Source organism: Streptomyces nanhaiensis (assembly GCF_046614825.1).
GTDB lineage: Bacteria > Actinomycetota > Actinomycetes > Streptomycetales > Streptomycetaceae > Streptomyces > Streptomyces radiopugnans.
In genome coordinates this window covers 1-8,673 of the sequence record NZ_JBKJFM010000206.1, presented here as the reverse complement: position 1 = coordinate 8,673, position 8,673 = coordinate 1, and the positions used below count along the sequence as shown (strand labels likewise).

Below are 8,673 nucleotides of genomic sequence, written 5' to 3'. Positions count from 1 at the left end.
GGCGGCCCCGCTCCCTTCCGGGGAGCGGGGCCGCCGTGTTCCGCGCGGTGCCGGTGGTGTGCCGGTGGTGTGCCGGCGGGGTCCCGGCGGGTTCGGCCCGGTGTCCGCCCGGCGCGGGTCAGCGCCGGGCCGACTCGGGCAGGAGGGCCGCCGCCTTCTCGTCGAGGATCCACAGGGTGCGCTCGCGCCCCCGGGCGCCCGCCGCGGGGATCCGCGCCGGGTCGCCGGCGGTCAGCGCACCGGCCGCGGCCTCGGCCTTGTCCTCGCCCGCCGCCAGCAGCCAGACCTCCCGGGCCGCACGGATGGCCGGAAGGGTGAGGGAGATCCGGGTCGGCGGCGGCTTCGGCGCCTGCCGTACGCCGACGACCGTGCGCCCGGTCTCCTCCGCGGCCGGATGGCCGGGGAAGAGCGAGGCCACATGGGTGTCCGGGCCCAGGCCCAGCAGCAGCACGTCGAAGGCGGGCACCGCCGCCCCGCCCGGACCGCCGCCGTCACCGGAAGCGCCGTCGCCGGAGCCGCCGTCCGCGGCCGCGGCCAGCTCCGCCGCGTACGCCTCGGCGGCCGCGTCCACGTCGTCGCCGTGCGGACCGTCGGAGGCGGGCATCGGGTGCACGCGCGACGGGTCAAGGGCGAGCGCGTCCAGGAGCGCCCCGCGGGCCTGGGTGTGGTTGCGGTCCGGATCGCCGCCGGGCAGGAAGCGCTCGTCGCCCCACCACAGGTCCACACGGGACCAGTCCACGGAGTCCCGCCCCGGCGCCTGCGCCAGGGCGGCCAGCAGGGCGTTGCCGTTGCGGCCGCCGGTCAGGGCGACGTGGGCCCGGCCGCGGGCGGTCTGCGCGTCCGCGATCACGGTGACCAGGCGCGCGGCCGTGGCCCGGGCCATGTGCTCCTTGTCCGGGTGGACGACGATCTGCGCGGGAGCCTGCTCCCCGCCCGGGGCGCGGGCCGCCTCCGCCTGCGCGGCCTCGGCCGCCTCCACCTCCGCGACCTGGCCGCGCACCAGGCGGTCCAGGCCGAACCGGACGGCGCGCGCGTAGGTCTCGTCCGGGTCCAGGCGCCGCAGCTCCTCGGCGATCAGCTCGGCCGTGGAGCGCCGGTGCAGGGCCACGCTCCGGTCCGGCTGGCCCGGCACCGAGAGCGTCGCCAGCGAGCCGTCGCCGCGGTCCAGGCAGATGTCGCCCTCGTCCGTGACCAGCCGCACCGCCGTGATGCCGGGGCCGCCGGAGAGCACCCGCTCCACGGGGACGCCCAGGCGGTCGGCCAGCCACAGCGCCAGCAGCTCCGAGCTGGGGTTGTACTCCTCGCCCTCGACCACCGCCCGGGTGACGCGGGCCTGCTTCTGGTCCAGGGCGGCGGCCAGCACGCTGCGCCACAGGGTGACGCGGGTCCAGGCGAGGTCGGTGTCGCCCGGCGCGTAGGAGGCGGCGCGTCCCCTGAGCGCCGCGACCGGGTCCTCGGTCTCCGCCGCGTCGGTGATGCGGCGCTGCGCCAGGGCGCCCAGCGGGTCCTTCGAGGGGTACTCGGGCGGATCGGCCGGCCACCACACCACGACCGGCGCGTCCGGCAGCAGCAGGGGCAGGACGACGCTGTGGGCGTGGCCCGCCAGCTCGCCGTGGAGGCGCAGCAGGACCGTCTCCCCGGTGCCTGTCTCGCCGCCCACCCGCACCTCGGCGTCGAGCCGGGCCGTGGCCCGGTCGCGCGGCGAGCGGCCCGGGCGCCGTACGACGACGAGGATGCGCGAGGGGTGCTCCTTCGACGCGTCGCTGGCCGCCTTCAGCGCGTCGTAGTGGCTGCCCTCGTCCGTCACGATGACGAGCGTGAGCACCATCCCGACGGCCGGGCTGCCCATCGCCCGGCGCGCTCGCACCAGAGCCGCGTTGATCCGGCCGGACGTGGTGTCCGTGAGGTCGATGTTCATGGCCGCCGCCAGCTCCGTCCGTCACGTGCGAGCATCTCGTCGGCCGCCTGGGGACCCCAGGTCCCGGCGGTGTACGGCTCGGGCCTGCCGTGCGCGTCCCAGTACTCCTCGACCGGGTCCAGGATCTCCCAGGAGCGCTCGACCTCCTGGTGCCGGGGGAAGAGGTTGGCGTCGCCCAGCAGCACGTCCAGGATGAGCCTCTCGTACGCCTCGGGGCTGGACTCGGTGAAGGACTCCCCGTAGGCGAAGTCCATCGTCACGTCGCGGATCTCCATCGAGGTGCCCGGCACCTTGGAGCCGAACCGGATCATGACGCCCTCGTCCGGCTGCACCCGGATGACCAGGGCGTTCTGGCCCAGTTCCCGGGTGTCGGTGGCGTCGAAGGGGGAGTAGGGGGCGCGCTGGAAGACCACCGCGATCTCGGTGACCCGGCGGCCCAGCCGCTTGCCCGTGCGCAGGTAGAAGGGGACCCCCGCCCAGCGGCGGTTGTCGATCTCCAGCTTGATGGCGGCGTAGGTGTCCGTGCGCGAGGCCGGGTCGATGCCCTCCTCCTCCAGGTAGCCGGGCACCTTCTCGCCGCCCTGCCAGCCCGCCCGGTACTGGCCGCGCACGGTGTGGCGGCCCAGGTCCTTCGGCAGCCGCACCGCGTTGAGCACCTTCAGCTTCTCGGTGACCAGCGCCTTGGCGTCGAAGGAGACGGGCTCCTCCATCGCGGTCAGGGCCAGCAGCTGGAGCAGGTGGTTCTGGATGACGTCGCGCGCGGCGCCGATGCCGTCGTAGTAGCCCGCGCGGCCGCCGATGCCGATGTCCTCGGCCATCGTGATCTGCACGTGGTCCACGTAGGAGCGGTTCCACAGGGGCTCGAACATCGTGTTGGCGAAGCGCAGCGCCAGGATGTTCTGGACGGTCTCCTTGCCCAGGTAGTGGTCGATCCGGAAGACGTCGGACTGGCGGAAGACCCGGTGGACGACCCGGTTCAGCTCCTGGGCGCTGGCCAGGTCGTGGCCGAAGGGCTTCTCGATGACCGCGCGGCGCCAGGACCCGTCGGGGGCGTCGGACAGCCCGTGCTCCTTGAGCTGCTCCAGGACGGTGGGGAAGAACTTCGGCGGCACCGAGAGGTAGAACGCGAAGTTGCCCCCGGTGCCGCGGGACTTGTCCAGCTCCTCGATGGTGGACTTCAGCCGGGCGAACGCGTCGTCGTCGTCGAAGACGCCGGGGACGAAGCGCATCCCCTCGCCGAGCTGCCGCCAGACCTCCTCGCGGAAGGGGGTGCGGGCGTACTGTTTGACCGAGTCGTGCACGACCTGGCAGAAGTCCTGGTCCTCCCACTCGCGGCGGGCGAAGCCGACGAGGGAGAAGCCCGGTGGGAGCAGGCCCCGGTTCGCCAGGTCGTAGACGGCGGGCATCAGCTTTTTTCGTGACAAATCGCCTGTGACGCCGAAGATCACCAGTCCCGACGGCCCCGCGATGCGCGGGAGCCGCCGGTCCTGTGCGTCACGCAGCGGGTTGGCTGCGCTGCTCACCTGCTCTATGCCTCCTTCGGGGCGAGGCGCTTCAGCTCGGCCTCGGTGGAGGCCAGCAGGTCGTTCCAGGCCTGCTCGAACTTCTCCACGCCCTCGACCTCGAGCTGCTCGACGACCTCGTCGTACCCGATACCGAGCTTCGCGATCGCGTCGAGGTCGGCGCGGGCCTGCTCGTAGGTGCCGCGTACGGTGTCGCCGGTGATCTCGCCGTGGTCGCCGACGGCCTCCAGGGTGGCCGCCGGCATGGTGTTCACCGTGTTCGGGGCGACCAGCCCGGTGACGTAGAGGGTGTCGGGGTAGCCGGGGTCCTTCACACCGGTGGAGGCCCACAGCGGACGCTGCCGGTTGGCGCCGGCGGACTCCAGGGCCGTCCAGCGGTCGGAGGCGACGACCTCCTCGTACGCCTGGTAGGCCAGCCGGGCGTTGGCCAGCGCGGCCCTGCCGCGCAGCGCCAGCGCCTCGTCGGTGCCCAGGGCCGTCAGCCGCTTGTCGATCTCGGTGTCCACCCGGGAGACGAAGAACGACGCCACGGAGTGGATCTCCGACAGGTCCAGGCCCTTGGCCTTCGCCTGCTCCAGACCCTCCATGTAGGCGTCCATCACCATCCGGTACCGCTCCAGCGAGAAGATCAGCGTGACGTTGACGCTGATGCCCGCGGCGATGGTCTCCGTGATCGCCGGGAGCCCGGCGGTGGTGGCGGGGATCTTGATCAGGGTGTTGGGGCGGTCCACCAGCCAGGCGAGCTGCTTGGCCTCGGCGACCGTGGGCCGCGTGGCGTGGGCCAGCCGCGGGTCCACCTCGATGGAGACCCGGCCGTCCTGCCCGCCGGTGGCGTCGAAGACCGGGCGCAGGATGTCGGCGGCGTCGCGGACGTCGGCGGTGGTGATCATCCTGATCGCCTCCTCCACCGTCACACCGCGGGAGGCGAGGTCGGTGAGCTGGCGGTCGTAGCCGTGCCCCTCGGAGATCGCCTTCTGGAAGATCGACGGGTTGGTGGTGACACCCACGACGTGCTGCTCGTTCAGCAGCTCGGCGAGGTTGCCGGACGTGATGCGGTGGCGGGACAGGTCGTCCAGCCAGATCGCCACGCCTTCGTCACTCAGGCGCTTGAGTGCGTCTGTCATGAGGGATGCATCTCCTGATCTCGTTGCCTGTGGGCGTCAGCGTGCGGCGGCGGCGATGGATTCCCGCGCGGCGGCGGCGACCGCCTCGCCGGTCAGGCCGAACTCGCGGTACAGCACCTTGTAGTCGGCCGAGGCGCCGAAGTGCTCCAGGGAGACGATCCGGCCGGCGTCGCCGACGTACCGGTGCCAGGTCAGGCCGACACCGGCCTCGACGGCCACGCGCGCCCGCACCGAAGGCGGCAGCACGCGCTCGCGCCAGGCCTGGTCCTGCTCCTCGAACCACTCCAGGCACGGCATCGACACCACCCGGGCGGGCACGCCCTCGGCCTGGAGCGACTCGCGCGCGGCGACGGCGAGCTGCACCTCCGAGCCGGTGGCGATGAGGACGACCTGCGGCTCGCACTCCCGCCCCTGGGAGTCCGCGGCCTCGAACATCACGTATCCGCCGCGGGCGGCGTCCTCGTTGGGCTCGTAGGTCGGCACGTTCTGGCGGGTCAGCGCGATGCCGTGCGGGGCCGGGCGGTCGCCGTGGCGGCGCATGATCTCGCGCCAGGCGATCGCGGTCTCGTTGGCGTCGGCCGGGCGGACCATGTTCAGGCCCGGGATGGCGCGCAGCGCGGCCAGGTGCTCGACCGGCTGGTGGGTCGGGCCGTCCTCGCCCAGGCCGATGGAGTCGTGCGTCCACACGTAGGTGACCGGCAGCTTCATCAGGGCCGCCAGCCGCACCGCCGGCCGCATGTAGTCGGAGAACACCAGGAAGGTGCCGCCGTAGATCCGGGTGTTGCCGTGCAGCGCGATGCCGTTCATGGTCGAGCCCATGGCGTGCTCGCGGATGCCGAAGTGCACCGTGCGGCCGTACGGGTCCGCCTCCGGCAGCGGGTTGTCCGCCGGGAGGAAGGACGAGGAGGCGTCGATGGTGGTGTTGTTGGAGCCCGCGAGGTCGGCGGAGCCGCCCCACAGCTCGGGGACCACGCCGCCCAGCTCCTTGAGCACCGCGCCGGAGGCCTTGCGGGTGGCCATGTCCTTGCCGGCGGGGAAGGAGGGCAGCGCCTTCTCCCAGCCCTCGGGCAGCTTCCCGGCGCTGATCCGGTCGAACTCGGCGGCGCGGTCGGGGTTGGCCTCGCGCCACCTGGCGAGCCCGTCCTCCCAGGCCCGGCGCGCCTCGCGGCCGCGGTCCACGACCTTGCGGGCGTGCTCGAGGACCTCGTCGGCCACCTCGAAGTGCTTGTCCGGGTCGAAGCCCAGCACCCGCTTGGTCGCCGCGACCTCCTCGTCGCCCAGCGCGGAGCCGTGCGAGGCCTCGGTGTTCTGGGCGTTCGGCGCGGGCCAGGCGATGATCGTGCGGGCGGCGATGATCGAGGGGCGCTCGGTCTCCTCCTGCGCCGCCCGCAGCGCCGCGTACAGCGCCCGGACGTCGAAGTCGCCGCTGGGCGCCTGCTCGATGCGCTGGACGTGCCAGCCGTACGCCTCGTAGCGCTTCAGGACGTCCTCGGACAGCGCGGTGGCGGTGTCGCCCTCGATGGAGATGTGGTTGTCGTCGTACAGGGCGACGATGTTGCCCAGCTTCTGGTGGCCGGCCAGCGAGGACGCCTCGGCCGAGACCCCCTCCTCCAGGTCGCCGTCGGAGACGATGGTCCAGATCGTGTGGTCGAAGGGGGAGGCGCCCGGGGCGGCGTCCGGATCGAACAGACCCCGCTCGTAGCGGGCGGCCATCGCCATGCCCACGGCGTTGGCGATGCCCTGGCCCAGCGGGCCGGTGGTGGTCTCGACCCCGGTGGTGTGGCCGTACTCCGGGTGGCCCGGGGTCCTGCTGTCCCAGGTGCGGAAGGCCTTCAGGTCCTCCAGTTCCAGTCCGTAGCCGGACAGGTACAGCTGGATGTACAGCGTCAGGCTGGTGTGGCCGGGGGAGAGGACGAAGCGGTCCCGGCCCGTCCACCGCGCGTCGGACGGGTCGTGCCGCATCAGCTTCTGGAAGAGCAGGTACGCCGCCGGAGCGAGGCTCATGGCGGTACCGGGGTGTCCGTTACCGACTTTCTGCACGGCGTCCATCGCCAGGACCCGTACGGTGTCGACAGCCCGCTGATCCAGTTCGGTCCACTCGAGATCTGTGGTGGTCGGCTTGGTGCTCACCCTGCGTCAGGGCTCCTCTCCACATGTCGAAGGCCGGTGTCTGTCAGGTCACACCGGGCGGTGTCGAGCGTACCCCCGCCGGTGTTCCCCCTTTCGGGCCGCTCATCCTTTGGGAAGCCGGGGGAACGAACCGCGTGAAACCGGGCGCACAACGGCCCTCACCTGGGCATCTGTGGAACACCGGGCGCACATGAGCGCCGCGTTCCGGTGCCTGGGGAGGCCCTGTGGACCTCGTACCCGCACCCCGCCGGGGCACCCCCTTGCGGGGTACACCGACACGGGCGACCCCCGGGGCGAGCGGCGTATGGCCAGCGTCTACAGTGGCGTGGTAGGCGCGAGCCGTGACGGGACCCCGGAGGTCCGGGCTCGCTTGTTCCCACGCGGCGCGAGCCGCGCATGTCGCATCGTGATCAGGGGTGTCCGTGACGGCCGTCGAATCCCGTCCCGCGGGTGGGGATACCGCCCACACCCGAGGGGTTGTGGGGGAGCTCGATCAGAGCCCAGCACACCGGCCGCTCGGGGCCCGTATCAAGGGCTACGTGGCACTGACCAAGCCGCGGATCATCGAACTGCTGCTGATCACCACCATTCCGGTGATGTTCCTCGCCGAACAGGGCGTCCCCGACCTGTGGCTGGTCCTGGCCACCTGCCTGGGCGGCTACCTGTCGGCGGGCGGCGCCAACGCGCTGAACATGTACATCGACCGGGACATCGACGCGCTGATGCACCGCACCGAGAAGCGTCCCCTGGTCACCGGTGTGCTGACCCCGCGCGAGGCACTGGTCTTCGGCGTCACGCTGGCCGTGGTCTCCACGCTGTGGTTCGGCTGGACGGTCAACTGGCTCTCGGCGGCCCTGTCCCTGGGCGCGCTGCTGTTCTACGTCGTCGTCTACACGATGATCCTCAAGCGGCGCACCGCCCAGAACATCGTCTGGGGCGGCATCGCCGGCTGCATGCCCGTGCTCATCGGCTGGTCGTCGGTGAAGAACGAGGTGAGCTGGGCCGCCGTCGTCCTCTTCCTGGTCATCTTCTTCTGGACGCCCCCGCACTACTGGCCGCTGTCGATGAAGGTCAAGGACGACTACGCCCGGGTCGGGGTCCCGATGCTCCCGGTCGTCGCGGGCAACCGCGCGGTGGCCCGGCAGATCGTGGTCTACAGCTGGGTCATGGTGGCCGTCTCGCTGGCCCTGTGGCCGCTGGGGTACGTCGGCTGGTTCTACCCGCTGGTCGCACTCGCCGCGGGCGGCTGGTGGCTGTGGGAGGCGCACGCCCTCCAGGCCAGGGCCAAGGCCGGGGTCACGGGCGCGAAGCTGAAGGAGATGCGGCTGTTCCACTGGTCCATCACCTACGTGTCGCTGCTGTTCGTGGCCGTGGCGGTGGATCCCTTCCTGCGCTGACCGCACGGCGGCCCGGCAGCGGCCCGGTACCGGCGCCGGGCGTGGCGCAGGCCACCCGGAGCAGCGGTCGCCAGGTGATCTACCCATCGGTAGCATCCTGTCCATGGACAGCACACAGCAGGCGGAAGAGACCGGGCCCGACGCCAAGGCCCAGCGCTGGGTGACCAAGCTCGCCAAGGAGATCACCGCGTTCGCCGAGGAGCGCGGCGGCAGCGCCGACGCCCAGATCTCCTACATCGGCCAGCGCGGCGTGCGGATCGTCCTCGTCGGCGAGGACGGGGGCTGGGGCGACCTGGTGGCCCCGTCCCGCGAGGTCGCGCAGAAGGCCGCCGAGAAGGCGGGGGTCACCGTCCACGAGAGCCTCGACGGGGACCTCGCCGCCCGGATCCGCACCGGCCCCTACGAGTGGGAGCGGATGGCGGGCATCCAGGTCGGAGGGCCCAAGGACCGCTGACGCGGAAGTGCCGCGCGGCGGGGCGCCGCCAGGGCCGGCCGCCCGCCGGCCGCCGTACCCCGCCGCCGTACCCGTGCTCGTCCGCCGCAGGACGCGCGGGGCCCCGGTTCGGCCCAGCCGCACCGGG

6 protein-coding genes are annotated in these 8,673 nt (G+C 72.6%); 2 read left to right on the top strand and 4 right to left on the bottom strand.

Going from position 1 to position 8,673, the window contains the following annotated elements:
- Positions 1-118 precede the first annotated feature (118 nt).
- Genes opcA through tkt form a run of 4 tightly spaced genes read right to left on the bottom strand, consistent with a single transcriptional unit; the run spans position 119 to position 6,695 of the window.
- Positions 119-1,918, bottom strand: a complete 1,800-nt coding sequence (opcA, locus tag ACLIYP_RS27870) for a glucose-6-phosphate dehydrogenase assembly protein OpcA (protein WP_412715864.1) — start codon at positions 1,916-1,918, stop codon at positions 119-121.
- Positions 1,915-3,441, bottom strand: a complete 1,527-nt coding sequence (gene zwf / locus ACLIYP_RS27865) for a glucose-6-phosphate dehydrogenase (protein WP_412715863.1) — start codon at positions 3,439-3,441, stop codon at positions 1,915-1,917. Before zwf ends, opcA begins: the two co-directional genes overlap by 4 nt.
- A gap of 5 nt (positions 3,442-3,446) precedes the next feature.
- Positions 3,447-4,565, bottom strand: coding sequence for a transaldolase (tal, locus tag ACLIYP_RS27860; RefSeq protein ID WP_412715862.1), 1,119 nt, complete (start codon positions 4,563-4,565; stop codon positions 3,447-3,449).
- 36 nt (positions 4,566-4,601) lie between these two features.
- Positions 4,602-6,695 (bottom strand): transketolase, encoded by a 2,094-nt coding sequence (gene tkt, locus ACLIYP_RS27855; protein ID WP_412715861.1) that lies wholly within the window; start codon positions 6,693-6,695, stop codon positions 4,602-4,604.
- Between the two features lie 422 nt (positions 6,696-7,117).
- On the opposite strand from tkt, the gene ACLIYP_RS27850 reads away from it, so the two are divergent.
- Together ACLIYP_RS27850 and ACLIYP_RS27845 are read left to right on the top strand one after the other, a co-directional pair.
- The gene (locus ACLIYP_RS27850) at positions 7,118-8,092 is read left to right on the top strand and encodes a heme o synthase (RefSeq protein ID WP_093655821.1); all 975 of its coding nucleotides are present in this window, start codon (positions 7,118-7,120) and stop codon (positions 8,090-8,092) included.
- 103 nt (positions 8,093-8,195) lie between these two features.
- Positions 8,196-8,546, top strand: a complete 351-nt coding sequence (locus ACLIYP_RS27845) for a hypothetical protein (protein ID WP_412715860.1) — start codon at positions 8,196-8,198, stop codon at positions 8,544-8,546.
- Positions 8,547-8,673: the final 127 nt, after the last annotated feature.